Consider the following 24,313-nt stretch of genomic DNA (forward strand, 5'->3'; position numbering starts at 1 on the left):
GAAATTAAGCACCTATTTTAATGTTGCTTCTAGTGTAATATTCGTTCCGGCTAACGCTTTCGATACCGGACATCCTTCTTTGGCACCTTCAGCGAATTCCTGGAATGTGTTGTTATCGATACCAGGGATATTCGCCTCAGTAATCAATTTTATCCCGGTAATAGCGGGTCCATCATCCGTAACTTCAAATGTGACTTCTGCCCGCGTGTCAACAGATTGTGGATCGTGACCGGCTTCAGCCAGTTCGTTGGAGAGGGCCATTGAATAACACCCGGCGTGAGCTGCGCCGATCAACTCCTCGGGATTGGTCCCCTCCCCATTTTCAAACCGAGAGGCAAAGGTGTATTCTCCTTGATAGGAACCGCTGTCAAATTGCATAACACCGTTTCCATTTTTCAGATCTCCGTTCCATTGTGCTTCTGCTTTACTTGTAGGCATAGTACTATTTATTTAGAGTTAATTATTGAGGTTATAGGTCTGTAATAACTAGTTTGACGTTTCTTTTGCTCTTACATTCTGAACTTGTTCAGCTGTTACCGTTGGAGCGTCGTTGCCCCAGCTGGTTCGTTCGTGATTTACGATCGCCGCCACTTCCTGGTCTGAAAGCTGCTCGGAAAAGGGGGGCATCGCGGCCGAATATTCCACCCCTTCGATGGTTTTTCCCTGCATCCCGAACAGCACAATTTCGATATGCCGGGTAGGGTCTTCCGCCGTTACAACGGGGTCTCCTGCCAGAGGCGGGAAGGCGCCCGGCACTCCCTCGCCGTTACCTTGATGACAGCTGGCACAGCTCGTGCGATACAAGGTCGCCCCGATATTGGCTTTGGAGGAACTTGCCGGCTGCCCGGCCGTTTGCCGGGAAACTTGTCCCTGGCCAGAATACCTGCTATAGGTAGGTGTTGCAGCAAACTCTTCCGGCACATTCCACTGCTGGGCGATATAAAAAGTGCTCCATGCCACTACCACAAGCAACAGGACCCATGCCCAGGTGGGGACCGGCGCGGGTGTCTCTGCCCTCGCAGGCTCCCAAAATGGCTCTTTGGCCCCGCCATAAGCATTTAACAGGATAGGTACTTTCCCATCCAGGGTGTCATTGTCCTGTAGTCCCTCGACATCTATACCGGGACCGTTCCGCACTTCAAAGGGTATTTCCCGCACCCCTTTGTGCCCTGTGGCATCGGTGGCCACTACCTTTAGTTTATGTGGCCCATCTTCCAACTGCGTGGTGTCTAACTCAAACCGTACCGGGGGGCGATATGAGACAATGGGTTCTTCCTGGTCATCCAGGTACACATGAATCAAGTTACTATTGTCTTCAGCCATAGTGTATTCAGTTGAATTGGTCTTCTAAAATCTTGCGCTTTATATGATCTTCCGATTGTTCCCCCGGCCAGATAAACCATTTGATGGTGTAGTACACGACCCCGATCACTATGAGTGAAGAGGCAATAAGCACCAAGTAGTAGAGCGGTCCGTCCGGCGGGGCATATTCCCGGCCCTCAGGAGAGGTGGAAAACTGGTTGGCTTGCTGGATTAAAGACATCAACACTGAAAACATAGACTATTCCTCGGCGGTAATTTTATTGAGCTTATCACTGTTCCGAACTTTGGCCACATCTTCGGCGGTAACGGTCGGAGCGTCATTACCCCAGCTGGTCCGCTCATGGTTGATTACGGCCGCTACTTCTTCGTCGGACAGCATTTCACCAAACGGCTGCATGATGCCCTGGTACTCGGTCCCTTCGATAGGTATCCCCTGCATGCCGTAGAGTACCACGCGAATATGGTCGGTGGGATCCTCGTCCGTTACAACCGGGTCGCCGGCCAGCGGGGGAAAGGCCCCCTGCACGCCCTGCCCATTCTGCTGGTGACAGGATGCACAGTTATTGGCGTATATCGTCGCCCCGTCGATCTTTTTTCTTGCTGCCCGGGCTGTAACAGAGTCCGCTTTTGCTTGTTGTGCTGCAGTTGGCTCGGCATCCATCGGTACCTGATCCAGGGATTGCATATAGGCAACGAGCGCCTCCGCACGTTCGGTGGCAACAACCTGACCTTCTTCCGGGCCATATTCACCCGGCATGGAGATCACCGTCGCATCTTCGGAGGGATTCTCTTCGATACTAAACAGCCAGGGATAGGATGGCATGATCGACTCCTCGACGACCGACCGCGGATTGTACAGGTGCATATAGTGCCATACCGCGCTCGGCTGGCGCTGCCCCACATTGCTCAGGTCGGGACCGGTTCGCTCGCTCCCCAGCACGGCCGGCGTCTGCCGCCATACATCCTGCCGGCCAATGCGGGCATAGTCGCCGGGAGCCGAAGGGCGTCCCCAGTTTTCATCCATTTCAATAGGGCGCACCTGCTGGGTATGACAATAGACACACCCCTCACTGATAAATACGTTGAGGCCCTTCTGCTGGAGCTCGGTCATCGGTTCGCTGGCCGGCAGGGGCTCGTTTTGCTGCTGTACCCACAGGGCGGGAAATACGGCAATAAGCAGGCTGAGGAAAATAAATCCCCAGAATACAACACCAAATAATAGCTTGTGATTTTTATGGAAATTGAGCTTCATAATCAGTTAGGCAGTTTTCGATTCGGTAGTTTCAGCGATTTCGCCCTGGGCGGTGGGTCGCATTTTCCATACGTTGTAGGCGAATATCAGGTGAGAGAAAAACATCATCGTTCCACCCACCGCTCTCCAGACCCAGTACGGGGTCATCAGCGTGACCGACTCAATAAATGATTCGCCGGCGATCCAGCTGAGTCCCTGCAGCGTACCTCCAATCATGAGTGGTATGCTATAGACCAACACGCCGATAAGGGCCAGCCAGAAGTGCGCGCCTACGGCAAATTGTGGCGGTTCGTTGCCCGTCATCCGGGGGATAAGACCGTAGATACCGCCCCAGACAAGAAAGGAGACAAACCCGTACATGCTCATGTGGGAATGCGCGATGGTAAAGTTGGTAAAGTGCCATACTTTATTCAGGGATCGAAAGGCCTCCAGGGTGCCCTGGTAGGAGACAATTGCATAGAATATCACGCCGACCAGGATAAAGGGAAGCGAGTAGCTTCTTGCAATGGACCGCCACTTCCCGCGCATTGTTAGCAGGAAGTTCCCGGTTCCTGCGGTAACGGGGACGATCATCCCCACGCTGAATACTATGGCTACGGTCTGTATCCACCAGGGAATGGGGCTAAAGACAAAGTGATGGGATCCGATCATCGTGTAGAATACCATCTGCGTCCAGAATGCCAGCACACCCAGCGAGTAGGAATAGATCGGCCGGTTCAGCAGTTTGGGAAGAAAGTAGTAGGTCAGGCCCAGCACCATCGGGGTAAACCACTGTCCCACGCCCTGGTGCATATAATAGCCCTGGATCACCGTTTGGCTTATCCCGTCCTCTTGATAACCCGGAAGATAGGCAATGCTCACCAAGACGATAGTCCAGAGGCAGGCAGCCAGGATATACCAGTTCGAAATGTAAATTTCCTTCACATTCCGATCAGCGATTGTCTTATACAAATTATAAGCCACCAGGATAAGTCCGAATGCAAAGAACGCAAAAATAGGCCAGATGATCTCGCGGTACTCCTGCGCGCCGTTGTTAATACCGGCCATCAGGCTGATTACCCCTAAAAACACGGCTATATTCATAAGGCCAAGGCTCGTCCATCCCAGCCGGTAGCTGTAGAGCTCGCGCTGGCTGGTTCTGGGGACCACATACAGGGCCAGTGCAATCATGGCTTGAGAAAGGAATCCCCAGAATACCACGTTGGTGTGTACGGGACGAAGCCTGCCAAAGGAAAGCCAGGAGATCGAATCGAGCGCCGGCCAGACAAACTTAAATCCTACATATTCTCCAACGAGTGTTCCGAATACCAACCAGAAGGCGGAAAAAGCGACAAAGGAAAAAATGAGGCGGATTGATTGCAGCGAAGTGTCAATTCGCTCTCCGGCCCTGGCTTTCTCAACCGTTAACGGTCGCTGGACAGAACGTATAGCAGATGGTTTATTCATAATCTCAAACTGTTATCATCAATAGACTTTACATTACGATTGTGTAACGCGTTGCTTTTTCTTGATTGAGGCACTGACCAACTGGAAGAGTACGCCCCCCAGGAAAAGCAGGATCGCCAGCACGTTGCCGTGGCTTCCAATTTTTCGGACTACCGGCCACCAAAGCAGATCTCCGATAACCCGGGTCAATAGAAATCCGTGAAGAAGAATTAGCGGCAGGTAAAAATAGGAGTGCCAGGGTACCAGTTTCCCTGACAGGGAAGGGATGATGACCGATGCGTGGGCAAAGATCATGCTGAATACAAAGCCCACAAAAATCATGTGGAGGAGTCCGTCATACAGCGGCCCCGCGGTCGGGAACCCATGCCAGAGGCCAAACAGGCCGGACAGGATCAGCCACCCGTAGCCCGTCAGCAGGCAGATGGCACTATAGCGCGTCCACTCCACTGATTTGATGGTACGGCGGGCCACATCATATTTAATGAGCCACCCCGCCACCCCGATCAGAAGCACGGATGCAATGGTCCAACCAATGGTTCGGTCGATATGAGTGAGGGCGAGCGCTCCGATCCAACCCAGTATGAGCCCGGCAAACAGTCGCTGGGCCTGCTTCGGGGGACGCATAATACGGTTGAGCTCCAGCCGTTCCCCGAAAATGGTAAGCATGGGGAAGGCAGCCCACCAGGCTACCAGGGTATAGATTGGATAACCGATAATATAGAGCACGTTTCCAACCATCAGTGAAGCGGCTCCAAATGCCATAATCAGGTGGTAGATTTTGGGCTGCAGGTAGTACAGGTAACTCATAACGAGTGTCAACCCTATCGAACCCAGAAGCAAAAGCCACTGGCCCGCAACCACCGGACCCGCCAGCAGCAATACCGTAGAGGCCGCCATCAGCACCGGGGCCGCATAGGCCCATTTCTTTTCAAGGGCGGCCGCGCGTTCCAATCCAATGAGTGTTCCGAGGAATCCATTGATCATAAGCGGACCATGAGCCATGGGAGATACCGGCTGAGTGGGGGCGTCACTTAAAAACCCAAGTCGAACCAAGCCCGAAAACAGGCCGGTAATCAGGCCTACAGCCGCAAAAAAGAGAAGACTAACCAACACTTTGTTGGAAACTTTACCAGTGTTCATTTAATCTTTGAAATTTTAAATGGTTTCTGATCTAATGTGAGCCAGATTTTTTTTACCTGCCTTTTTCACACTTGGGCTCGTGGCGGAGGATGAGCAAAAAATTCAACGTCCGGTTTAATCATATCAACGTTCCACTCAGGCTCCCAGACCACCCGGGCTTCAAAAGCCTCGATCTGGTCCATCGAATCCAATGCCTCTTCCACTTTCTGTTGAAGAAACCGGCGCATGGGACAGCCGGGCGTGGTGACCGTGTATTCCACGACAACGACATCCCCTTCTGGGTATATACCGTACACCAGTCCGAGATCAACAATATTGACCCCCAGTTCGGGATCGATAACCCCTCGGAGCTTCCCAGCAATGGCCGTTCTATCTAAAGCTGATAAATCCATAATCTTTCTAACAGTATTGACTAGATGGGAGAAAATCCCCGAGCGAGCACCTTTGCAAAAGCTGACCTCTGTTTGGAAAAGTACCCGCCGGGTTTATTGATAACCTACGCTAATAACTTGTTTGCTAACTGGCTTTTTTCCCGATACGCACTTTCCACACGTCGGGCCCTTCCTGCAGGTATTCCCAGCTGAATTTTTCTTCTCCATGAACTACAGCCATCTGGTAACCCAGAGGTTTCGGATCATGATCGTTTATTATTACAAAAGCTTCCCCTTCCTCCAGTTCATCAAACGTTTCGAAAATGGTGGAATGTCGTTTAGGAGGTGGCATGGTGCGAACATCGAGTTGTTGTTCTGTATCGGGCATCGGTTTAAGTATTTGGGTTTAGATTGTACTGTGATAAATTTCAATTTACTCTATGGCCGTGGATTCACTCCACGGGCTTGGCCTCACCGTTCCAGCTTTCGACCAGGTATTCGCGCTTGTCCTCACGCTGACCCCATTCCTCGGCATCGGGCAAGGGATCTTTAACCTGGTTGATGATGTGGGCAGCCCACTCTTCAGACAGCCGATCGTTGAGTTCAATGTATTCCTCCCACTCCATCGGCACTTCGTCATCCGGGTAGATAGCATTCACAGGACATTCCGGCACGCAGGCATCACAATCGATGCATTCAAAAGGATCTATCACCAGGAAATTGGGCCCTTCCCGAAAAGCATCTACGGGACAGACGGCCGCACAGTTGGTGTGCTTGCACTGAATACAGGGTTCGGTAACGACGTATGCCATAGCAGTAAGTGTTAAACGATTCTCAATTGCTTCAGTGGAAAGGTAGGGGGATGGAAAATTAATATCAACTATAAAAACGGTTTTAACCTTTTTTATTGATTTAATGATTTGGCATCCCTATTTTGAAACAGCTTGAAAAAATGATCACGGAACGAAACCGACTATTATGAATACCCATTCAGCCCTTGCGAACCTGACTCCTGAAGCTACCATTGAGGAAATTATTGCAGCCGACCGAAAAGCCGGTGACTTGCTGGCTTCTATCGGTCTGGAGCCGGCAAGCCACAAAAGTGAAACCTTGCGTTCGGTATGCCAGCAGCTAAAGTGGAGTGAAGTGGAGGTGCTGACGTGGGTTAAGAAAAACCGGATCGTCAGGAATGGTAATAGTCAAGAACAAAAGCAGAAAAAGTCCGAGAAGCTGGATTACGGAGCTAATATAAACCAATGGTGCAAATATGTTGAAGACCAGTATCATCCCCAGCTGCTCTCCCTGCTTGGGGAGGTCACCCATGATTTCCCCAGGATTCATAAGATACACGGTAATCAATATACCTGGCTGAAACATTTGCAATGGCCGCTTGAGAAATTTGACGATAAGCTTCAGTACTACACCTATTTTGAAAGCAAAAAATTCTTCCCCGTTGTAAAAAGCTTGACTGACAGGAAGCAGGATACCCTGGATGGTACCATACAGAAAATACAGCGCGGCATGGAAATAATGATGGAAGATCAGAAAGCTCTATTGAAATTAATGAATACCATCGAACAGAAGGGAAACAAGCTTCAAAATCCCAAAGGAGCGTGCTCAACCCTGCGGATTCTCAATTACAATTTGAAAAAACTATTTTCAACGCTCAGAGAAGAATTTACCATTGAGCAACAGAATATCACGCCCCGTATTAAAGAGAGGCTGAACACCAGTTAGTTACTCCTAATCATATTAATAACTCAAAATAAGACTTCTATGTTTACCGGCTCAAAAAAAGAATTGTTGGATCTTATTAAACGAAACGGAGCCATCTCCATTGATGATGCGGTCGATGTGGTTGAGCTGGCTAAAACAACCGTGCGAGAACACTTCCTGCAGCTTGAACGGGATGGATATATCCAGCGGGATTATGTGCGTTCAGGCCCAGGTAGGCCAAGTCTTCAATACCAGATGACCCAAAAGGGCAACAGCCTGTTTCCCTCCTCTGAGTCCGCTATGGTACGTGAGCTTTTGAAATACCTGAAACAGAATGGAGAAGAAAAAACGATTGAGGATTTTTTTGAAACATTCTGGGATCAACGGATCGAAAAAGCCCGGCGCCGGATGGATGAACTCTCTCATGATGGAATACAAGCACAGGTAGAAGCCCTGATGAAAATGCTGGAGGAGGAGGGCTTTATGCCCGAATTCAATATTGATGAGGAGAGTGAAGCCCTAACGGTCAAGGAGTGCAATTGTCCATTTAGCGAGGTCGTCAAGGAAACCAAATTGCCCTGCAAGCTGGAGGCGATGTTTTACAAAAAGCTGTTTGAGCGCGATGTCGAACGCACCTCCTATATCGCAGAAGGCGATTATTCCTGTACCTATGATATTTCGTTGAAGGCAAGCTAGTGTAGTTATTGGTTGATTCGTGTATTAGTTATTTGTGGGGTCTAGCACATTATTTTCTGCTTTATGCCCAGTTAACCCAGGTGTACTATCTAAAAAATTTATTGCGTACTGTATTACAAATTTGATGGTAATAGCACTAGCTAATCACTGATAAATAAGTTTAACACCACTTACCCATGACGGAAGAACAATTAAAATCTAATACATTAGATAACCCGGAGCTCAAAACAAATGGAGCTGTAGGTTACAGTTCTATCGACACCTTTCTTAAAAGGGTTAAAGAAAAAAATCCCGGTGAAATTGAATTTTTTGAAGCGGTTAAGGAAGTCATAGATTCCGTATGGGAGCTGCTGGAAAAGCATCCCAAATATCTGCATTCAAATATATTAGAACGCCTTACCGAGCCCGAACGGGTTATCATGTTTCGCGTGCCGTGGACCGATGACAAAGGACATGTGCATATCAATCGTGGTTACCGGGTGGAGTTTAATTCGGCGATCGGGCCGTACAAAGGGGGACTGCGTTTCCATCCGTCGGTGAACCTGGATATACTCAAGTTCCTTGCCTTTGAACAGACCTTTAAAAATAGCCTGACGACGCTCCCGATCGGGGGTGCCAAGGGGGGAGCCGATTTTGATCCCAAGGGAAAATCCGATTCGGAAGTCATGCGATTTTGCCAGTCCTTTATGACGGAGTTGTACCGGTATATTGGTCCCGAAACGGATATTCCTGCCGGAGATATCGGCGTCGGCAGGCGCGAGATTGGGTACCTGTTTGGCCAGTACAAGAGGCTGAGTAATGAGTTTAACGGCGTGATGACCGGCAAGAGCGCAGAATCCGGCGGCAGCCTGCTGCGACCGGAAGCCACAGGGTATGGACTGGTCTATTTTGTCAGTGAGATGCTTCAGGCCCAGGGTAAGAATCTGAAGGGACAAACCATTACAATTTCCGGGTCTGGAAATGTGGCCCAGTTTGCAGCGGAAAAATCGCTTCACCTCGGTGGCAAAGTGGTCTCGCTTTCGGACTCTGATGGCACCATTTATGACCCAAAAGGGCTGGATGAAGAGAAGCTGGCGTTTGTCAAGCATCTTAAAAATGAGAAACGGGGTCGCATTCGCGAATATGCCAAAAAATATGATGTCACCTACCTGGAGAACCAAACCCCGTGGAATATTCCATGTGACATTGCCCTCCCCTGTGCAACGGAAAACGAAATTGACGAGCAGGATGCCATTGCGCTGGTCGAAAACGGTTGCTGGTGCGTGGCAGAGGGCGCCAACAAACCCTGCCAGCCGGGAGCCGTGCAGGTATTCCTGGAAAACGAGCTGTTGTTCGGACCGGGAAAAGCAGCCAATGCCGGTGGTGTGGCGGTCTCGCAGCTGGAGATGGCTCAAAATAGCATGCACACCCAATGGTCGCGGGCGGAAGTGGACAGCAAGCTCCAGGAAATTATGCGGAATATCCATTCGAAATGCATAACCCATGGTGAGACAGACGGTAACATCAACTATATCAAAGGGGCTAATATTGCGGGCTTCCTCAAGGTGGCGGATGCCATGCTTCAACAAGGTTTTGTTTGATTGGCTGCGCCTTTGAATTAGTGAATTGTTGCTTGAAGATGAGAAACAAATTCGGATTGCCCAAAATATTCATTTTGGCAGTGGGCTTTGAAGTACTGTTGTTTTGATCTCTCCAACACCCACTCATGATTACAACAGACTTGTGGTGAGATATTTCAAAGCCCGCTCGTTAAGAGAATCCGGGTTATTATAAAAAAACAGGAATGTCAGAATGAGTAAATAAGTTTAGGTGTGTAATTAAAAAGACAAAAGACTCTTAAATATGTGTATGCGCCCGTTGCTGGTTCCTGAAGCTTTTTGCAAAACAAGAACTATTAAGATGCAATACGATGATTACGATTGATGAAAAGCCACCGGAAATACTGGAAGTAAACATATCCGAAATTTTTAGTCGTGGAGATATTGATCAGCTGGCTCCAACGCTTAAAAAGTATGCACGCAATTCGGTCCGGCCCCGGCTCTTGTTGATTGCAAGTGATTTCCAGGGCTGGTACGGGGCGGGCCCTTGGTGGAGCGATCTGAAACTGGACGATGAATGTGATTGCAATGTGGATTTTCAGCGTATTGCCTTAATAGGAGACCCGATTTGGAAGGTTTGGCTGACCACCTTGATAAGCTCGTTTACACCCGGTGAAATTAAATTCTTTACATCCAACGAGATTTCGAAGGCGCGCAAATGGCTGAACAGCCAGGATACAACCTGATTGAGCAAGCACATTAGAATTAACCTGACAACTGGACAAGAGGTGATAACCATGATTGTACATGACTTAGCTAAGTTTGTAACCAAGGCAACATATCATAATTTATCAGATGAGGCAGTTAAGCAACTAAAAATAAGGCTTCTTGATTCGTTGGGAACAGCAATTGGAGCCATTGAGGGACCACCTGTGCAGGGGATCCGAAAGATGATTGATGATTATCTTGGCGGCTCCCATTTAAGCACTTTAATCGGCGGTGGAAAAACCACGCCGGAGCGTGCGGCTCTATATAACAGCGGCTTGGTCCGCTACTTAGATTTTAATGACAGCTACCTGGCCAAAGGCGAAACTTGTCACCCGAGCGATAACATCGGCTCCATTCTGGCGGCCGGTGAAACGACCAACCTCAGCGGCAAGGATTTTCTGACAGCACTGGCGGTCGCTTACCAGGTGCAGTGTCGCCTCAGCGATGAAGCGCCGGTACGTGATAAAGGATTCGACCACACCACCCAGGGCTCATATGCTGTTGCAGCCGGTGTTTCTAAAGCACTGGGATTGGACGAAGATAAAACAGCGAACGCTATCGCCATTGCCGGTACCGCCCTGAACGCCCTGCGTGTCACGCGAACGGGAGCACTCTCAAACTGGAAAGGGCTGGCTTATCCCCATACAGCATTCGGGGGTACCCATGCCGCCCTGCTGGCGAAGCATGGCATTACTGGTCCGCCCGCCGTATTTGAAGGCAATAAGGGCTTTATGGATTCGATCGCCGGGGAGTTCTCCATCGATTGGAGGAATGAAGATCTGGAGCGGGTGACCGATACCATCATTAAGAAATACAATGCCGAAATCCATTCGCAATCTTCCATCGAAGGAATGATTGAGCTCAAGGTTGAAAAGAGCTTTACGGCTGATGAGGTGGAGCAAATTGAGATCGAGATCTTTGATGTGGCGTATCACATTATCGGCGGCGGTGAAGAAGGCGACAAAACGATTGTCCGCAACAAGGAGGAAGCCGACCACAGCCTGCAATACATGGTATCGGCCGCCCTGTTGGATGGGCAGGTTATGCCTGAACAATATCGACAAAAACGCATTGAAGCCGATGACATCCAATCGTTGCTGCAAAAAGTGAAGGTTTCTCCCAAGCAGGAGTACAGCGATCGCTTTCCTGATGAGATGCCGGCCCAAATCACCGTGCATCTGATGAACGGCCAAACGTACGAGACTGAGAAAAACGACTACGAAGGATTTCACACGCGACCGATGAGCTGGGAGACGATCATCCAAAAATTTGAAGGGTTGGCCGAGCCCTATACCTCACCAAAATTACGAGAACAGATAATAAACCACGTCAAGAATTTTGAGAACCACAAAGTAACAGACTTAATGGGTCTGCTGAAAAATGTTGAACTCACGTCTATTACTACAATCCCTACAATGAATAACTAAAGGAAGTACCTATTATGGCCGACGAAAAAACATTCGACTTCTTAAATAAAAACGAACGAGAACCCAAACCACGCAAAACAGGCATTACCGAAATCCGTGGCCCCTATTATGCCGTAATGGGCAAGCGATACCTCCAGGATATCATGGAAACGATGGGCGAACACGTGGACTCGCTGAAGTTTTCCGGCGGATCTTTTTCCATCATGCCCAAAAAATCGGTACAAGAGCTTATCGATATCGCCCACGAGCACGACGCGCTGGTATCCACCGGCGGATTCATGGAATATATTCTTACCCAGGGTAAAGAGTCCGTGGACAAATACATTGACACCTGCAAGGAGTACGGTTTTGATATCATCGAACTTTCGGCCGGCTTCATAACGCTTCCTACTGATGACTGGCTGCGCCTGATCGAGAAGGTGCAGGAGGCGGGACTTAAAGCTAAGCCTGAAATTGGTATCCAGTTTGGAGCCGGAGGAGATACTGCTCAGGGCGAGCTGGAATCCGAAGGTACGCTCGATACTGGCTATGCCGTGAAGCAGGCGAAACGCTTTGTAGATGCCGGAGCCTATATGATCATGATCGAATCGGAAGGTATCACCGAAAATGCCGACCCGTGGAGAACTGATGTTCCGGCCGCCTTCATTAACGAAATCGGTCTGGAAAAGCTGATGTTTGAAGCGGCTGATCCGGAAGTATTCGCCTGGTACATCAAGAATTATGGTCCCGAAGTAAATATGTTCGTGGACCATAGTCAGATCGTACAGCTTGAAACGCTTCGCCGCGGCATCTGGGGCACCAAAAGCCTCTGGGGACGCGTGCTTACGTATAAGGACTAAACTTCAAGATCCTATTTAAAACGATGTTTCAAAAGCAGTTTAACTTACGATACTTCGAGATGGGTCAGCATGGGGTAGCAACTCCCGTTACCATCTTAACCCTGCTGGAAGAAGCGGCTGCAGATCACTGTTTGTCTATAGGGCATAGCCTGTACGACCTCCTTGAAAAAGGGATCGGATGGGTGTTACTCTCAGGACGCATGGTGATGGAGCGTTATCCACGATACAAGGAAAAGATCACGATTAAAACCTGGCTGTCTGAAGTCAGAACATTCAGAGGCACCAGAGAAAACCTGATTCTTGACGAAGAGGAAAACATCATTGGCAGAGCTAAAGGGCTCTGGCTGTTTTTTGATATCAAAAGAAGAAGACCCAAGAGAATTTTTGAGGATATTCTGAAAAAATGGACCATTAATACCGATAAAAGTATTAACGAGGAGACCCAAAAGATTGAGCCCCTGGAGTCGGCATTATACAGGAATGAATTTATCGTACACCGGTATGATATGGATTCAAACGAACATGTCAATAATCTGCGATATTTGCAGTGGGCTATGGAGTCTATACCAGATGAAATAAGAGATCACTGTTATCTACATACTATTGATGGACACTTTGTCGGAGAAGCTCATTACGGACATACCGTTGAGTCATTAACCGAACCGGATAACAAGGAAAAAACATTCATGCATACTATACGAGACGTAGATAGTAACCAAGTCTGCTCCACTGCCATAACTATATGGAAAGATCACAAATAAATCCTAAAACAGAACCAAATTATGAGTACTAACAACCAACACATTTTTCCACCGGCAACACCCGAAATGTCAAAAAAGCGCGCTGATTTAGCACCTGACCAAGTAAAGGCCTTTCGCAATTTTAACAAGGAGGTCTTCAAAAAGGGCGCTCTGGACAAAAAAACCAAACAGCTAATTGCAGTTGCCTCTGCGCATATTACCCAGTGTCCCTACTGTATAAAAGGTCATACCAAACAGGCCAAGCAAAAAGGTGCTACCAATGAAGAAATTATGGAGGCCATCTGGGTGGCGTCAGAAATGCGTGCCGGGGCAGCTTACGCGCATGCGGCACTGGCCCTGGATGAGATGGAAAAAGTGGATGAAAACAACAACGAATAAGTAAAACTATATGAACTTGTGGGCACCACATATCCATTATACGGCCACGGCCATCCATATTTTTGCCGGTGTATTTTGGCTGGGCTGGATGTTTTTCCTGTTTTTGGTATTGCGGCCGGTTGCCGCGCGGGTTACGGGCGGCAATCCCGGGAAAATCATGAAGCCCATTCGCAGGCGCGTTCGCAAGATTGTGTTTTGGATCATCACCATTCTTCTGTTGACCGGCTTGTACAATATGGGCTACCGCGGTTTGCTGGACTGGTCGGTACTGACCGGTACAGCGGTGGGTCACCGCATGCTGTGGAAGCTGGGAGCGGCGGCCATCCTGTTTGCCGTTTATTACCTGGCCCCTATTGTTATGGGAGGAACATCCGATGGCAAAGATGATAACTGCCACAGTGCGCCTCATCCTATGGCCAAAAAGGTAACCATGCTTATGCATGTCCTTGCTTTTTCTGCAGGTGTGACTGCGGCCTATTTGGGAATTACTATTGGTGGATAGTAGAAATGTGAATTGAAACCGGATTATTATGGAACCGCGAATTGATTACTGGAACAAGGCACCCGATGCCCTGAAAGGCATGGTGAATCTTGAAAAGACTGTAAAGGAATCAGATCTGGAAATATCACTGATTGAATTGGTGAAGCTGAGGGCCTCACAGATTAACGGCTGTGCCTACTGTATTGATATGCATACCAAGGATGCGCGCCAGGCAGGGGAAACCGAACAGCGTCTTTATGCATTAAATGCCTGGCAGGAAACTAATTTTTACAGCGACCGAGAGCGTGCAGCCTTAAAGTGGACTGAGGCACTAACAGAAATTTCGGATCGTCATATCACGGATGAGCTGTATGAATCCGTTCAAGAGCATTTCAGCGAGGACGAGATGATCATTTTAACCCTGTCCATCGTGGCAATTAACGGCTGGAACCGCTTGGCTATTGGATTTGGAACCGTTCCAGGTAGTTACAAACCTGAGCTTGCTAATTAAAACTGAGCCAATGGCTATCCAGTTAAAGCGGATTTACGACGATCCCTCGGAAGATGACGGTTACCGCGTCCTGGTGGACAGGCTGTGGCCTCGGGGCGTATCCAAGGAAGCAGCCCGGCTGAACGAGTGGTGTAAAGATATTGCTCCCTCTACCGAGCTGCGCAAGTGGTTTGATCACGATCCCGAAAAGTTTGAAGAGTTTGCGAAACGCTACAAGACCGAACTTACAGGTCGGGAAGAGGTGGTAGAGTCTCTGCTGGATATTGCACAGCAACAACGGCTTACGTTGTTGTTTGCTGCCAAAGATGAGGTACACAATCATGCCGTAGTTTTGAAGGAGTTTCTGGACACCTATGCGAGTTAATTACCAACAATGAAAGTGGCCTTGTGAGGTTGTAGCTGAGCTGAAAAATTTAAAGACACCTAATCGGAAATTAAATATTTAAAATTATGTGTAATCAATTAAAAACACTCTCCGACAATCAGCTGGAGCACCTTATCAAAAATGCCATTGATGAATACCACGGCGAAGATTACAGCTATACCATTAAAGATCTCAGTTCTCCAGACGTCAATTCCACCGAGCAGAAACTCACGTTTAAAGTGGAAATAAGATGCAGCGAAAAAAACAATTACGCTCACTAATAAAACAAATACACAGAATTATGAGAAAATATGTATTCACGATAGCACTCGGAATCGTCTTGCTGGTAGCCGGAACAGCATTTATTTCATTTCAAGATAGCGATACAATCGATATGGCCAAGCAGGATGAGCTGTCACTAATTACCAACACGCCCGAAGAAGGGTTCCAGGTAGCGGTACAGCTGGCCAGGAAAGGAGTAACGACTACGCAGCCGGACAAAGATGTGCTGTTTATGCTGCGGGATGTGTACTCCAAAGACCCCGATGCGCTTATTGCCAGCTCGCATGTCATCGCCGTGCATTATCAAACTGTGGCGGCTGCCAATAATTATTGGCGTGAATAGCTAAAAAGAAATCATTATGGATGATTCAGAAATGCCTGTTGAGCCTATTTGCGTTTTTTACGGAACTACGACCGGCAACAGCGAGATGTTAGCCGAAGAAACAACCGAGAAACTTCGCGAAATGGGTTTTCCGGCAACACTTTCCAGTACGGAGGGAGTTACCGCCGGCGTGCTTTATCAGATGGGTACACTCCTGCTGTTAATGAGTACCGATAACGAGGGGGATCCCCCAATGATGGCAGAAAAATTCTATGAATCCCTGGCCGACAAAAAAGTGGCCGATTTAGATCACCTGTCGTTCAGCGTCCTGGCACTGGGAGATTCCTACTATCCCGATTTTTGTCAGGCGGGAAAGGATTTTGATCGCATGCTGGAGATGATGGGGGCGCACCGACTCACCGAAAGAGTTGATTGTGATGTCCATTTCTGGACGCAATTTGAGAACTGGTTTATCAATGTGCGTTCGGCGCTTCTGAATAAGAGAAAAACGCTGGAGTGCTGTACCAGCATTGTGTAAGCCTATTATATGCGGAAAAAGATACGTCATTGACAAGCCGAATTGATCACTAAAATCCATCATCGATATGCCTTCATTTTGGAAAGCATTACAATCGCAAGTGGGCCGCAAGATCTTGTCGGGCATTACCGGAATCGGGCTGATCCTGTTTGTTATTGTCCACCTTGCCGGTAACCTGACGCTCTTTGGCTCTGCCGAAGCGTTTAACAAGTACACCTACAGTCTTGAGAGCCTGGGCTGGATACTGTACGTGCTGGAAGCGGGACTGGCCCTGGCGTTTATCCTGCATGCCGGCGTTGGTATTTTCATCTGGCTGAAGCGCCGCCGTGCCAAGCCGGTCAAGTATAACAACTTCCAAAGCAAGGGCGGTCCGAGTCATATCAACTGGTCGTCGCGTTCGGTTATCTTTACCGGAATCATACTGCTCGTATTTCTTGTGATTCATCTCGAAAATTTCAAATTCGGTGATGCCCAGACCATTGTGGTTGACGGGCAGCAGATGCGCGACCTGAAGACGCTGGTGATCGATACTTTTCAAAGTCCATGGTATGCCTTTGGCTATACTTTTGTGATGATGGCCCTGGGTTTTCATATGGCCGACGGATTTTGGAGCGCTGTTACCTCGCTGTCGATGAAGTGGTCACGGTTTTCGGACCTGTTTTACCTAGTCAGCATCATATTTGCCATACTGATGGCGATCGGTTTCCTGTTCATTCCCCTGTACATCTATATTACGGGTGGGCAGGGAGCACTAATTTCATAATGACGAAATCACTGTAATCGAATAACACAGTAAAAAAATAAAGGACCCGTGTTGCTATTATGACTAAGCAAGAAAAAATGGAAGCGATCCAACAACTCAAGAAAGAAAAGAAGGCACTCATACTGGCTCATAACTACCAGGTGCCGGATGTCCAGGACGTTGCTGATTTTATAGGCAGCTCGCTGGGACTGGCCCGCCGGGCCGAACGTACCGACGCAGAGATCATTGTATTTTGCGGGGTACACTTTATGGCGGAGAGTGCCTCCATTATTTCGCGGGACAAAAAGGTGTTGATTCCCGACCTGGAAGCGGGCTGTTCACTGGCAGAGACGATCACCGCTGAACAGCTCAGGGACTGGAAAGCGAAACATCCCGGTGCAGTGGTCGTCTCTTATGTAAATACCTCTGCCGAGGTAAAGGCGGAAAGCGACTACTGTTGCACCTCTTCAAACGCCGTTCAAGTGGTCGAATCGATACCGGAAGACCGCGAGATTCTGTTTTTGCCCGACAAATTTCTGGGTACCTACATCGAAATGCAGACCGGGCGCGACCTGAATATCTGGGACGGCGTGTGCCACGTGCATGAGAAAATCGGGGAGCTGAACCTAGCAGAGGTGCAAGAAGAGCACCCCGATGCGGAAGTGCTGATCCATCCAGAGTGCGGTTGCTCCACTTCATGCATGATGCGATCTTCGATGTATTTTGACTGCAGCGATGCGCACATCCACTCAACGGGCGGCATGATTGAACACGCTAAAGAATCAGAGGCCGATGAGTTTGTGGTGGCTACCGAAACCGGAATTTTATACCGCCTTGGCAAAGAGAATCCGGACAAGAAGTTTTATGCCGCCAATGAGGATTCGGTCTGCGAATTTATGAAGATGATCACGCTCGACAAGGTCTATGAGGCACTCAAGTACGAACAGTTTGAAGTTCGTGTGCCTGACCAGCTTGCCGAGCAGGCCCGGAAACCGATCGAGCGAATGCTGCAAATATCATAATTAACCTATTCCAATTAATAATTATTTAGCTATGAACCAATCAAACAAAACAGCCAGAGAAGTAGTAATAGATCATCTTAACGAATATTTGGGGGCGGCCGAAGAGATCGATATCCGTTCGGCCGTGCTGTGTGGAGAAATGGGCTGCGGTGATATGGCCGACTTTATTTTCAACCATGACGAACTCCGCCGCCCCTATAACGGCCGGGTTGACAATCCGGAAGAGGCCTGCCATAAGCTGCACGAGGCATATCAGCAGGTGATCCGGGATGGAAATGGCAATTAATATGATTTCTTTTTAAGACAAAATACTCTTAAAAATAATTTCTGATATATCCACAGAATTTCTGAAATATGCCTTCGCGGGTTGCTCTTTTTGTGAGGCCCGGGGAGGACAAACGAATAGTCTAGTCAATAATCTGTACATGTATAATAGATAACATAAACCAGGATTTTACTCATGGAACAAACAACACAGGAACTCGACGTACGAACACTGGTCCCAATCAAGCGGCACGAAAAACTGCTGAAGCTATTTAAGGAGCTGCCGGCGGGAGACAGTTTTGTATTTATCAACGATCACGATCCCAAACCGCTCTACTATGAATTCCGCTCGATCTACGGAGATGTGGTCGGCTGGGAATACCTGCAGCGCGGGGGACAGGAATGGAAAGTGCGCGTAACGCGTACCGAGCCCTCGCAGGGCAGGGAGTTTGAAGATATTTCCACGCTGATGGATCTCCGAAAAGCCGATAAAAAAGACTGGAAATATGCGGTATTTCATCGCTATGGAATGATGCTGAAAGGCGATACGATGGAGATCATATCGGAAGAAGACCCGGAAGAGATCCGCCGGATTTTCAAAAAGAAGTTCGATGGTGAATACACATGGACCTACAAGAAAGATCGCCCGGGAGAATATGTGATTCACGTGACCAAAAAGGAGGAGACCGATCCGGCGTTGGAGGATGTCTCTGTAGTTAATTCATTTGACGTTCGGCCGCATCCCCCTGCCAAACGCCACGATATGGTGTTCGATGCCTTCGACGAGCTGAAACCGGGCGAAGCGTTTGTGTTTATCAACGATCACGATCCCAAGCCGCTCTATTACCAGATGGAGGCCGAAAGTGACGAGCCGTTCAAATGGGAGTACCTGGAAACCATGCCGAAGGAGTGGAAGGTAAAAGTGATGAAGCTTAAAGAAGACAACAGTTAATGTAACAAAACGAGAACCATGAAAAGGAAAACGGCGGGCAGCTACTCTCGACCACATAAAAGTCGTAATACAACCACCAATTTTGAGCTGGACTCCACCCTGATGGAGCTTGTCAAGCTACGTATTTCACAGATCAACAAATGCGATGGTTGTGTGGAAAAATATCGGGAATCAGCTCGCCGTATCGGGGAAGAAAAGCAGCGAATCCACTGGCTGGATGCATGGACCGAAGCCCCGTTGTTTACCTCCAGGGAACAGGCCGCACTTGCCTGGACCGAAGTGCTGAGCCGAATATCCGAACAGGAAATAGCCGATGATCTTTATGATATTATTAAGGATTTTTTCTCGGATGAAGAGATAGAACAGCTGACCTCTGCAATTGAGAACATAAAAGAGCGAAAGCAACGCCGGAAAGTATAAACCCGGATTCCTCACATATATTTATGTTGTAACGCCAAAAGCCACTACACAACAAGGAGTCAGGACTATTGTTATCGCTTTTTGAAAACTACATGGCGCTTTTTCTGCGAAATTTACCCCTCAGCTGCGTTGAAGCTAACATGACGTGCTCAACGTACTCAGGTACGTTTCCACCGTCAATTTATCTTCGCCTTACTGAGGAAAAAATTTCTTGGTGAGGTAATCCGGGTAATTGGTGCCGGCAAACCGTTCAGGCCAACAAAAATGGACGAACTAAAAATCATATACAGAGGATATAGCAGATGAAATTATCTTCCCGAAAGGCGATTGTTACCGGGGCCGGAAGCGGGCTCGGTGCGGCCATTGCAACAGCCCTGACCCGGCAGGATGTACATGTATTTGGACTCGGCCGTACGAAAAAGAAACTGTCGGCTGTGCAGAACACAGCAGAGGGGCCATTTACCCCCGTTTCCATCGATATCACCGACCGGGCGGCGGTTAGCGGCTGGGTGTCCGAAACATTTTTCCGCGATTCGGCTCCCGATATTCTGGTCAACAACGCCGGAGCCGGGTATTTTGCCCAGGTGGATGAGCTGGCCCCGGAGCACTGGGAAGAGATGGTCCGCACCAACCTGAACGGGATGTTTTACCTGACCCGCGAGATCGTGCCCCTGATGAAGCAGCACTCCGGTAGCACTCACATTATTAATGTGGGATCTATCCTGTCCACAGTTGGTAATCCAAAGCAGTCCGGTTACTGTGCCACAAAATTTGGCATAGCCGGATTCAGTGAAGCGCTGTTTAAAGAATTGCGCTACGATGGTATTAAAGTAACCTGCCTGAATCCGGGTTCCATAGAGACCGATTTTTTTGAAGAGTCGGGCATTCGGCCTCACGACAGCATGCTGCAGCCCGCCGATATAGCAAACACGGTGATTCACCTGCTGCAAACGCCGGACAATTTTCTGGTCAGTGATTTGACGATACGCCCGCTGAATCCCAGACGCGGGGATTAGTGCCTGAGAACAGGAACTATCACAAATGATTATGACCGTTACCGCAGACGGTAGACCGCTATAATATTCACGCAAGGTTAGTCAACGGTCCACGAACAGTGGTCAAATACAACGTCACAGACTTATTTTTTAACTGATAACCAGATTTTGTAATTCAGATTAATCACATAAAAAAATTTGTTTTTATGAACATTAACGTTGGAATTATTGGTGGCGGCGGATATGCAGCAGGTGAACTGATTCGCTTGTTAGCCAGCCACCCGGAAGCAAATATTGATTTTGTTTATAGTCGCAGCCAGGGTGGAAGACCGATCCGTTCGGTCCATCAGGATCTGATTGGGAAAGTGGAAATGGACTTTGCCCAATCGGTGAATCCGGAGGTTGATGTCATCTTTCTATGCATGGGACATGGTAATTCACGCCGTTTTCTGGAAGAAAATAACGTGCCCGATGATATGAAGATAGTAGATATCAGTCGTGATTTTCGTCTATCTGAAGATGCCGGGTATAAAGGGGGTAAGCGTTTTGTGTACGGGTTACCTGAACTGAACCATGGGAAAATTAAAACGGCTGATTTAATTGCAAATCCCGGTTGTTATGCATCGGCCATAGAACTGGCATTGCTGCCGCTGGCCAGCAGGCAACATCTGCAGCAGGATATACATGTTCAGGCCATCACAGGCTCCACCGGGGCCGGCCGAAAACGATCCACAACATCGCATTTTAGCTGGCGCGACGGCAACATATCGATATACAAGGCGCTGAACCACCAGCATGAAGGGGAAATTAAGGAGTCCCTTCAATCCTTACAGGCCGGTTTTGATAAAGGCATCCATATTATTCCGGTGCGTGGTAATTATACCCGAGGCATTTTTGTGACGGCCTATACAAAAATCGATTTCAAGGAAAACCAGGCTGTTGAGCTGTACCATGATTTTTATCGGGATGCTCCATTTACCGCTGTCAGTTCGGAACCTGTTCACCTGAAGCAGGTGGTAAATACCAACAACTGCTTGCTGCATGTTCAGAAGGTGGGTCCCCATCTTCTGATCACAAGTATTATTGACAACCTGCTGAAAGGGGCATCCGGCCAGGCCGTACAAAATATGAATCTGATGTTTGGACTGGATGAAAATGTGGGGCTGGATTTGAAAGCCAATTATTTCTAGCCCGTATTTTTTATAAGAGTTTTGAATAAATTTCTTGGTGAGGTCCGGGCTAGTTCCCTGCTGAAGGATGACTGTACAAATGAATCTATAAACTTATAAAAAAATTGCTATCAGATGTTCCTTTTCCTAAAGCTTATCTAACCGTGAAAAGATAGGGCCATGTACAATGTAAAACTATACTGCCTCCAGCATGTACCTTATGAAGGACCGGAGATGATTGACCCCGTATTAGAGCAGATGGGATATACCTTGAAACGCATCAAACTCTACAACGGCGATCTGCTGCCTGATCTCAAATTTATTGACTATTTGATTGTGCTGGGCGGGCCGATGGATATGGAAAATGAAGACCGATATCCCTGGCTGGCCGATGAGAAAAAGCTGATCAAGGCGATGATCGATGCCGGAAAACCGATACTCGGTATTTGCCTGGGCGCCCAGCTGATTGCACACGTGCTGGGGCATTCCGTGTATCCGGCCGAAGACCACGAAATAGGCTGGTATCCTGTCCGGCTAACCAAAGCGGGCAGGCAGCATCCTGCAACCAAAAACTGGGGCGAAAACCCGACGGTATTCCACTGGCACAGCAATACGTTTGATCTGCCCAAAGGTGCCATCCATTTGGCCTCGACGGATCTCTGCCCGAACCAGGCGTTTATTTTAAACGAAAACATTATTGGCCTGCAGTTTCACCTGGAAATCGGGCATCCCCAGGTGCAGAAGATGATTGATAACTGGGGAAGATACAAAGAATCAGGTTTGAACGTGCAAAGTCCGGACGAGATGTTGCGAAAATCTAAAGCCGCTGTAAAAACCCAAAAAATGTTGTACCATCTGCTGTATTACTGGTTCACGGCAGTAAAAGATTAACCCGGATTATTCACGAAATAGTAAATATAAGAGGTTAAGCTCATGATAATACTGAGTATATAGAAATTCTCTTATAGCTCAATGTTGGGTGCCGTAGCAGTGTGCTGCGAAATTCGCCCGTGCACTTCGTTGAAGGAGAAAATGACGTGCTCAACGTACCAATGTACGGTTCCGCCGTCATTTTCCCTCCGCCTTGTGCACAACCAAATTTTTTGGTGAATAATCCGGGTTAATTTTGTGAGGGGTGGTCAAAAAAGTACCCGTTACGGTAAAGTTATAGTCGGTAAAATAGGGCCTGAACGAGTAAACAGGTGAAAGCTCTTCTAAATAGTGTTTTCAAATCACTCTTTCGGGTCGGGTAAATACTTCAGAATCCAGAATGAGCACAAGGCGAGTATAGCCGATCCGATAAAGGTAGTCAGTGCAAAGTTAAAGTTCTCCTGCAGGGCGTTGTTCAAAGCTCCAAACAGGAACCATATCTGCAGACTCACAAAAAGAATCAGAAGGATGATAATCGCAGTCATCAGCGTATTGGTCTTGTTGGGATGCGCTTTATTTTGTGATTCTCGAAAATCGGCCATGGCTTAGCTGATGTTTTCTTGTTCCTGTTCTTCCTTTCCCGTCACATACACTTTATCCTCTCTGATGATCACGGCTAATTGTGGAAGTGGACGCGGAGGCGGACCGGCAATCACTCTTCCTGATTCTGCATCAAAAAATCCCTGGTGGCACGGGCATTCTATCTGGTTCAGATCGGCCCGGTACCGAACCGCACAGGCCAAGTGCGTACATTTTTGCTCAAAGGCCCGCCAGCGGTCTTCCTCCAGCCGGATGAGGATATAGGGAACCACCTTGGTGCCCTCAATCTCAAACTGAAACATCTCTCCCACCGCCACATCCGAAACGTTGCATACAAAATGCTCTCCCTTCAATCCTTCCTTTGGAAACAGAAGCGACTTGATCACAATACCGCCATTACTGATGGCAAGGGCCCCGGAGAGCAGTCCCAGGAACTTGGCAAATTCCCTGCGGCTTACATGCGTGGCCTTGGTTTTTTCAATGGGGAAATCCCTTTTCCAATTTGGGTCATTATCGGAATGTTGGTCTTTCATAGCGTTGGAATTACAAAACGGTTAATTCATGTGAGCCCTTGGGCATCATTACGCTTACCTTGGTGTTTACAGTCTCATTACCAAATTTGAACTGGTTGACCGGAACGCTGTCGGGGCGTTTTTCTTCAATTTCTTCCCGGGTGCCGAAATAGAGTGCCTGGGTAGGACATACGGTGGCACACATCGGTTTTTTTCCTGCGCTCGTCCGATCGTAACACATGTTGCATTTCATCATCAGCTCGGCTTTTTCTTCCTTTTTCGGAACCCCAAACGGGCATGCATACACACAATTTGAGCATCCGATGCAGCGGGAAGTGTTGGCTGTATGAACAATACCGTAATCATCCTTGGTGATGGCGTCGGCGGGACACACCTTCGCACAGGCCGGGTCTTCGCAGTGCATGCACACCTGGACGGTGGTTTGGGTACTGACCGCCCGCTCCACATAGTGAATATGGATCATGCTCTCCTGCCCGTTGGTTTCGCACTCGGCACAGGCCATCTCGCAGGCATGGCAACCGATACATCGCTGCATATCTACAAAAAAGCCCATTTCCTGGTCAAATTCGGTATCTAACATAATCTGTCCTCAT

Annotated in this window: 34 protein-coding genes; 22 read left to right on the top strand and 12 right to left on the bottom strand. The window is 48.3% G+C overall.

All coding sequences use genetic code 11. The features are described 5' to 3' along the window. Positions 1-12: 12 nt before the first annotated feature. From NC796_RS06110 to fdxA, 9 genes are all read right to left on the bottom strand, one after another. Complete coding sequence (locus NC796_RS06110) at positions 13-438, bottom strand: OsmC family protein (RefSeq protein WP_310683039.1); 426 nt, start codon at positions 436-438, stop codon at positions 13-15. Positions 439-486: 48 nt separating this feature from the next. Further along, positions 487-1,323: a c-type cytochrome gene (locus NC796_RS06115; protein ID WP_310683040.1), complete on the bottom strand. Its 837-nt coding sequence runs from the start codon at positions 1,321-1,323 to the stop codon at positions 487-489. 7 nt (positions 1,324-1,330) lie between these two features. Further along, positions 1,331-1,558 (bottom strand): hypothetical protein, encoded by a 228-nt coding sequence (locus tag NC796_RS06120; RefSeq protein WP_310683041.1) that lies wholly within the window; start codon positions 1,556-1,558, stop codon positions 1,331-1,333. A 3-nt stretch (positions 1,559-1,561) separates the two neighbouring features. Further along, the gene (locus tag NC796_RS06125) at positions 1,562-2,575 is read right to left on the bottom strand and encodes a cbb3-type cytochrome c oxidase subunit II (protein ID WP_310683042.1); all 1,014 of its coding nucleotides are present in this window, start codon (positions 2,573-2,575) and stop codon (positions 1,562-1,564) included. Positions 2,576-2,581: 6 nt separating this feature from the next. Next, complete coding sequence (locus tag NC796_RS06130; RefSeq protein ID WP_310683043.1) at positions 2,582-4,021, bottom strand: cbb3-type cytochrome c oxidase subunit I; 1,440 nt, start codon at positions 4,019-4,021, stop codon at positions 2,582-2,584. Positions 4,022-4,054: 33 nt separating this feature from the next. Continuing rightward, positions 4,055-5,161 (bottom strand): hypothetical protein, encoded by a 1,107-nt coding sequence (locus NC796_RS06135; protein WP_310683044.1) that lies wholly within the window; start codon positions 5,159-5,161, stop codon positions 4,055-4,057. 65 nt (positions 5,162-5,226) lie between these two features. After that, positions 5,227-5,553, bottom strand: coding sequence for an iron-sulfur cluster assembly protein (locus NC796_RS06140; protein ID WP_310683046.1), 327 nt, complete (start codon positions 5,551-5,553; stop codon positions 5,227-5,229). A gap of 124 nt (positions 5,554-5,677) precedes the next feature. After that, the gene (locus NC796_RS06145; RefSeq protein ID WP_310683048.1) at positions 5,678-5,920 is read right to left on the bottom strand and encodes a DUF2249 domain-containing protein; all 243 of its coding nucleotides are present in this window, start codon (positions 5,918-5,920) and stop codon (positions 5,678-5,680) included. Positions 5,921-5,984: 64 nt separating this feature from the next. After that, positions 5,985-6,344 (bottom strand): ferredoxin FdxA, encoded by a 360-nt coding sequence (gene fdxA / locus NC796_RS06150; protein ID WP_310683050.1) that lies wholly within the window; start codon positions 6,342-6,344, stop codon positions 5,985-5,987. 166 nt (positions 6,345-6,510) lie between these two features. Here fdxA and NC796_RS06155 point away from each other — a divergent pair, with 166 nt between their 5' ends. From NC796_RS06155 to NC796_RS06260, 22 genes are all read left to right on the top strand, one after another. Beyond that, positions 6,511-7,269 (top strand): hypothetical protein, encoded by a 759-nt coding sequence (locus NC796_RS06155; RefSeq protein WP_310683052.1) that lies wholly within the window; start codon positions 6,511-6,513, stop codon positions 7,267-7,269. 39 nt (positions 7,270-7,308) lie between these two features. After that, positions 7,309-7,944 (top strand): winged helix-turn-helix transcriptional regulator, encoded by a 636-nt coding sequence (locus tag NC796_RS06160; protein WP_310683054.1) that lies wholly within the window; start codon positions 7,309-7,311, stop codon positions 7,942-7,944. Between the two features lie 176 nt (positions 7,945-8,120). Beyond that, on the top strand, positions 8,121-9,524 hold the full coding sequence (gene gdhA / locus NC796_RS06165; protein ID WP_310683055.1) for an NADP-specific glutamate dehydrogenase: 1,404 nt from the start codon (positions 8,121-8,123) through the stop codon (positions 9,522-9,524). A gap of 329 nt (positions 9,525-9,853) precedes the next feature. Continuing rightward, positions 9,854-10,228, top strand: coding sequence for an STAS/SEC14 domain-containing protein (locus NC796_RS06170; RefSeq protein ID WP_310683057.1), 375 nt, complete (start codon positions 9,854-9,856; stop codon positions 10,226-10,228). Between the two features lie 51 nt (positions 10,229-10,279). Beyond that, complete coding sequence (locus tag NC796_RS06175) at positions 10,280-11,677, top strand: MmgE/PrpD family protein (RefSeq protein ID WP_310683059.1); 1,398 nt, start codon at positions 10,280-10,282, stop codon at positions 11,675-11,677. 14 nt (positions 11,678-11,691) lie between these two features. Then, positions 11,692-12,516, top strand: a complete 825-nt coding sequence (locus NC796_RS06180) for a phosphosulfolactate synthase (RefSeq protein ID WP_310683060.1) — start codon at positions 11,692-11,694, stop codon at positions 12,514-12,516. Positions 12,517-12,539: 23 nt separating this feature from the next. Then, positions 12,540-13,277 carry an acyl-ACP thioesterase domain-containing protein gene (locus NC796_RS06185; RefSeq protein WP_310683062.1) on the top strand — a complete coding sequence of 246 codons (738 nt, stop codon included), beginning with the start codon at positions 12,540-12,542 and terminating at the stop codon, positions 13,275-13,277. A gap of 21 nt (positions 13,278-13,298) precedes the next feature. Beyond that, positions 13,299-13,655: a carboxymuconolactone decarboxylase family protein gene (locus NC796_RS06190; RefSeq protein ID WP_310683064.1), complete on the top strand. Its 357-nt coding sequence runs from the start codon at positions 13,299-13,301 to the stop codon at positions 13,653-13,655. Positions 13,656-13,665: 10 nt separating this feature from the next. Further along, complete coding sequence (locus NC796_RS06195; RefSeq protein WP_310683066.1) at positions 13,666-14,157, top strand: hypothetical protein; 492 nt, start codon at positions 13,666-13,668, stop codon at positions 14,155-14,157. A 28-nt stretch (positions 14,158-14,185) separates the two neighbouring features. Continuing rightward, positions 14,186-14,647: a carboxymuconolactone decarboxylase family protein gene (locus NC796_RS06200; protein ID WP_310683068.1), complete on the top strand. Its 462-nt coding sequence runs from the start codon at positions 14,186-14,188 to the stop codon at positions 14,645-14,647. A 10-nt stretch (positions 14,648-14,657) separates the two neighbouring features. After that, entirely contained in the window at positions 14,658-15,011 is a 354-nt protein-coding gene (locus tag NC796_RS06205) for a DUF488 domain-containing protein (RefSeq protein WP_310683070.1), read from the top strand. 86 nt (positions 15,012-15,097) lie between these two features. Further along, complete coding sequence (locus tag NC796_RS06210) at positions 15,098-15,292, top strand: hypothetical protein (RefSeq protein ID WP_310683072.1); 195 nt, start codon at positions 15,098-15,100, stop codon at positions 15,290-15,292. A gap of 20 nt (positions 15,293-15,312) precedes the next feature. Then, on the top strand, positions 15,313-15,636 hold the full coding sequence (locus NC796_RS06215) for a hexameric tyrosine-coordinated heme protein (protein ID WP_310683074.1): 324 nt from the start codon (positions 15,313-15,315) through the stop codon (positions 15,634-15,636). A 16-nt stretch (positions 15,637-15,652) separates the two neighbouring features. After that, on the top strand, positions 15,653-16,153 hold the full coding sequence (locus NC796_RS06220) for a flavodoxin domain-containing protein (RefSeq protein WP_310683076.1): 501 nt from the start codon (positions 15,653-15,655) through the stop codon (positions 16,151-16,153). Positions 16,154-16,220: 67 nt separating this feature from the next. Beyond that, positions 16,221-16,916 (top strand): succinate dehydrogenase cytochrome b subunit, encoded by a 696-nt coding sequence (locus NC796_RS06225; RefSeq protein WP_310683078.1) that lies wholly within the window; start codon positions 16,221-16,223, stop codon positions 16,914-16,916. Between the two features lie 59 nt (positions 16,917-16,975). Continuing rightward, a complete protein-coding gene (gene nadA / locus NC796_RS06230; protein WP_310683079.1) occupies positions 16,976-17,917 on the top strand; it encodes a quinolinate synthase NadA in 942 nt (313 codons plus the stop codon). A 31-nt stretch (positions 17,918-17,948) separates the two neighbouring features. Then, complete coding sequence (locus tag NC796_RS06235) at positions 17,949-18,203, top strand: hypothetical protein (RefSeq protein ID WP_310683081.1); 255 nt, start codon at positions 17,949-17,951, stop codon at positions 18,201-18,203. Positions 18,204-18,377: 174 nt separating this feature from the next. Then, positions 18,378-19,133: a DUF2249 domain-containing protein gene (locus NC796_RS06240; protein ID WP_310683083.1), complete on the top strand. Its 756-nt coding sequence runs from the start codon at positions 18,378-18,380 to the stop codon at positions 19,131-19,133. An 18-nt stretch (positions 19,134-19,151) separates the two neighbouring features. Next, a complete protein-coding gene (locus NC796_RS06245) occupies positions 19,152-19,553 on the top strand; it encodes a carboxymuconolactone decarboxylase family protein (protein WP_310683085.1) in 402 nt (133 codons plus the stop codon). 302 nt (positions 19,554-19,855) lie between these two features. Next, positions 19,856-20,569 carry an SDR family oxidoreductase gene (locus NC796_RS06250; protein ID WP_310683087.1) on the top strand — a complete coding sequence of 238 codons (714 nt, stop codon included), beginning with the start codon at positions 19,856-19,858 and terminating at the stop codon, positions 20,567-20,569. A gap of 185 nt (positions 20,570-20,754) precedes the next feature. Then, positions 20,755-21,738 carry an N-acetyl-gamma-glutamyl-phosphate reductase gene (gene argC / locus NC796_RS06255; RefSeq protein ID WP_310683089.1) on the top strand — a complete coding sequence of 328 codons (984 nt, stop codon included), beginning with the start codon at positions 20,755-20,757 and terminating at the stop codon, positions 21,736-21,738. 159 nt (positions 21,739-21,897) lie between these two features. Continuing rightward, positions 21,898-22,608, top strand: coding sequence for a glutamine amidotransferase-related protein (locus NC796_RS06260; protein WP_310683091.1), 711 nt, complete (start codon positions 21,898-21,900; stop codon positions 22,606-22,608). Positions 22,609-22,949: 341 nt separating this feature from the next. Here the strand turns inward: NC796_RS06260 and NC796_RS06265 are convergent, their stop codons facing one another. The 3 genes from NC796_RS06265 to NC796_RS06275 are packed head-to-tail and all read right to left on the bottom strand — an operon-like array spanning position 22,950 to position 24,300. After that, positions 22,950-23,189, bottom strand: a complete 240-nt coding sequence (locus tag NC796_RS06265; protein ID WP_310683093.1) for a hypothetical protein — start codon at positions 23,187-23,189, stop codon at positions 22,950-22,952. 3 nt (positions 23,190-23,192) lie between these two features. Next, entirely contained in the window at positions 23,193-23,720 is a 528-nt protein-coding gene (locus NC796_RS06270; RefSeq protein ID WP_310683095.1) for a Rieske (2Fe-2S) protein, read from the bottom strand. Between the two features lie 10 nt (positions 23,721-23,730). Further along, positions 23,731-24,300, bottom strand: a complete 570-nt coding sequence (locus tag NC796_RS06275; RefSeq protein ID WP_310683097.1) for a 4Fe-4S dicluster domain-containing protein — start codon at positions 24,298-24,300, stop codon at positions 23,731-23,733. Between the last annotated feature and the right edge of the window lie 13 nt (positions 24,301-24,313).

Origin of the sequence: Aliifodinibius sp. S!AR15-10, assembly GCF_031569985.1 — a bacterium.
In the GTDB taxonomy this organism is placed as follows: Bacteria; Bacteroidota; Rhodothermia; order Balneolales; family Balneolaceae; genus JAMQKA01.

Coding starts and splice junctions, on each gene's coding strand:
- NC796_RS06145 (WP_310683048.1), bottom strand. CDS start 5,920: ATGCCCGATACAGAACAACAACTCGATGTTCGCACCATGCCACCTCCT.
- NC796_RS06270 (WP_310683095.1), bottom strand. CDS start 23,720: ATGAAAGACCAACATTCCGATAATGACCCAAATTGGAAAAGGGATTTC.
- NC796_RS06265 (WP_310683093.1), bottom strand. CDS start 23,189: ATGGCCGATTTTCGAGAATCACAAAATAAAGCGCATCCCAACAAGACC.
- NC796_RS06205 (WP_310683070.1), top strand. CDS start 14,658: ATGGCTATCCAGTTAAAGCGGATTTACGACGATCCCTCGGAAGATGAC.
- NC796_RS06125 (WP_310683042.1), bottom strand. CDS start 2,575: ATGAAGCTCAATTTCCATAAAAATCACAAGCTATTATTTGGTGTTGTA.
- NC796_RS06135 (WP_310683044.1), bottom strand. CDS start 5,161: ATGAACACTGGTAAAGTTTCCAACAAAGTGTTGGTTAGTCTTCTCTTT.
- NC796_RS06120 (WP_310683041.1), bottom strand. CDS start 1,558: ATGTTTTCAGTGTTGATGTCTTTAATCCAGCAAGCCAACCAGTTTTCC.
- NC796_RS06175 (WP_310683059.1), top strand. CDS start 10,280: ATGATTGTACATGACTTAGCTAAGTTTGTAACCAAGGCAACATATCAT.
- NC796_RS06130 (WP_310683043.1), bottom strand. CDS start 4,021: ATGAATAAACCATCTGCTATACGTTCTGTCCAGCGACCGTTAACGGTT.
- NC796_RS06240 (WP_310683083.1), top strand. CDS start 18,378: ATGGAACAAACAACACAGGAACTCGACGTACGAACACTGGTCCCAATC.
- NC796_RS06190 (WP_310683064.1), top strand. CDS start 13,299: ATGAGTACTAACAACCAACACATTTTTCCACCGGCAACACCCGAAATG.
- NC796_RS06185 (WP_310683062.1), top strand. CDS start 12,540: ATGTTTCAAAAGCAGTTTAACTTACGATACTTCGAGATGGGTCAGCAT.
- NC796_RS06245 (WP_310683085.1), top strand. CDS start 19,152: ATGAAAAGGAAAACGGCGGGCAGCTACTCTCGACCACATAAAAGTCGT.
- NC796_RS06275 (WP_310683097.1), bottom strand. CDS start 24,300: ATGTTAGATACCGAATTTGACCAGGAAATGGGCTTTTTTGTAGATATG.
- NC796_RS06200 (WP_310683068.1), top strand. CDS start 14,186: ATGGAACCGCGAATTGATTACTGGAACAAGGCACCCGATGCCCTGAAA.
- NC796_RS06180 (WP_310683060.1), top strand. CDS start 11,692: ATGGCCGACGAAAAAACATTCGACTTCTTAAATAAAAACGAACGAGAA.
- NC796_RS06225 (WP_310683078.1), top strand. CDS start 16,221: ATGCCTTCATTTTGGAAAGCATTACAATCGCAAGTGGGCCGCAAGATC.
- NC796_RS06210 (WP_310683072.1), top strand. CDS start 15,098: ATGTGTAATCAATTAAAAACACTCTCCGACAATCAGCTGGAGCACCTT.
- argC (WP_310683089.1), top strand. CDS start 20,755: ATGAACATTAACGTTGGAATTATTGGTGGCGGCGGATATGCAGCAGGT.
- fdxA (WP_310683050.1), bottom strand. CDS start 6,344: ATGGCATACGTCGTTACCGAACCCTGTATTCAGTGCAAGCACACCAAC.
- gdhA (WP_310683055.1), top strand. CDS start 8,121: ATGACGGAAGAACAATTAAAATCTAATACATTAGATAACCCGGAGCTC.
- nadA (WP_310683079.1), top strand. CDS start 16,976: ATGACTAAGCAAGAAAAAATGGAAGCGATCCAACAACTCAAGAAAGAA.
- NC796_RS06140 (WP_310683046.1), bottom strand. CDS start 5,553: ATGGATTTATCAGCTTTAGATAGAACGGCCATTGCTGGGAAGCTCCGA.
- NC796_RS06170 (WP_310683057.1), top strand. CDS start 9,854: ATGATTACGATTGATGAAAAGCCACCGGAAATACTGGAAGTAAACATA.
- NC796_RS06220 (WP_310683076.1), top strand. CDS start 15,653: ATGGATGATTCAGAAATGCCTGTTGAGCCTATTTGCGTTTTTTACGGA.
- NC796_RS06160 (WP_310683054.1), top strand. CDS start 7,309: ATGTTTACCGGCTCAAAAAAAGAATTGTTGGATCTTATTAAACGAAAC.
- NC796_RS06235 (WP_310683081.1), top strand. CDS start 17,949: ATGAACCAATCAAACAAAACAGCCAGAGAAGTAGTAATAGATCATCTT.
- NC796_RS06215 (WP_310683074.1), top strand. CDS start 15,313: ATGAGAAAATATGTATTCACGATAGCACTCGGAATCGTCTTGCTGGTA.
- NC796_RS06115 (WP_310683040.1), bottom strand. CDS start 1,323: ATGGCTGAAGACAATAGTAACTTGATTCATGTGTACCTGGATGACCAG.
- NC796_RS06260 (WP_310683091.1), top strand. CDS start 21,898: ATGTACAATGTAAAACTATACTGCCTCCAGCATGTACCTTATGAAGGA.
- NC796_RS06110 (WP_310683039.1), bottom strand. CDS start 438: ATGCCTACAAGTAAAGCAGAAGCACAATGGAACGGAGATCTGAAAAAT.
- NC796_RS06155 (WP_310683052.1), top strand. CDS start 6,511: ATGAATACCCATTCAGCCCTTGCGAACCTGACTCCTGAAGCTACCATT.
- NC796_RS06250 (WP_310683087.1), top strand. CDS start 19,856: ATGAAATTATCTTCCCGAAAGGCGATTGTTACCGGGGCCGGAAGCGGG.
- NC796_RS06195 (WP_310683066.1), top strand. CDS start 13,666: ATGAACTTGTGGGCACCACATATCCATTATACGGCCACGGCCATCCAT.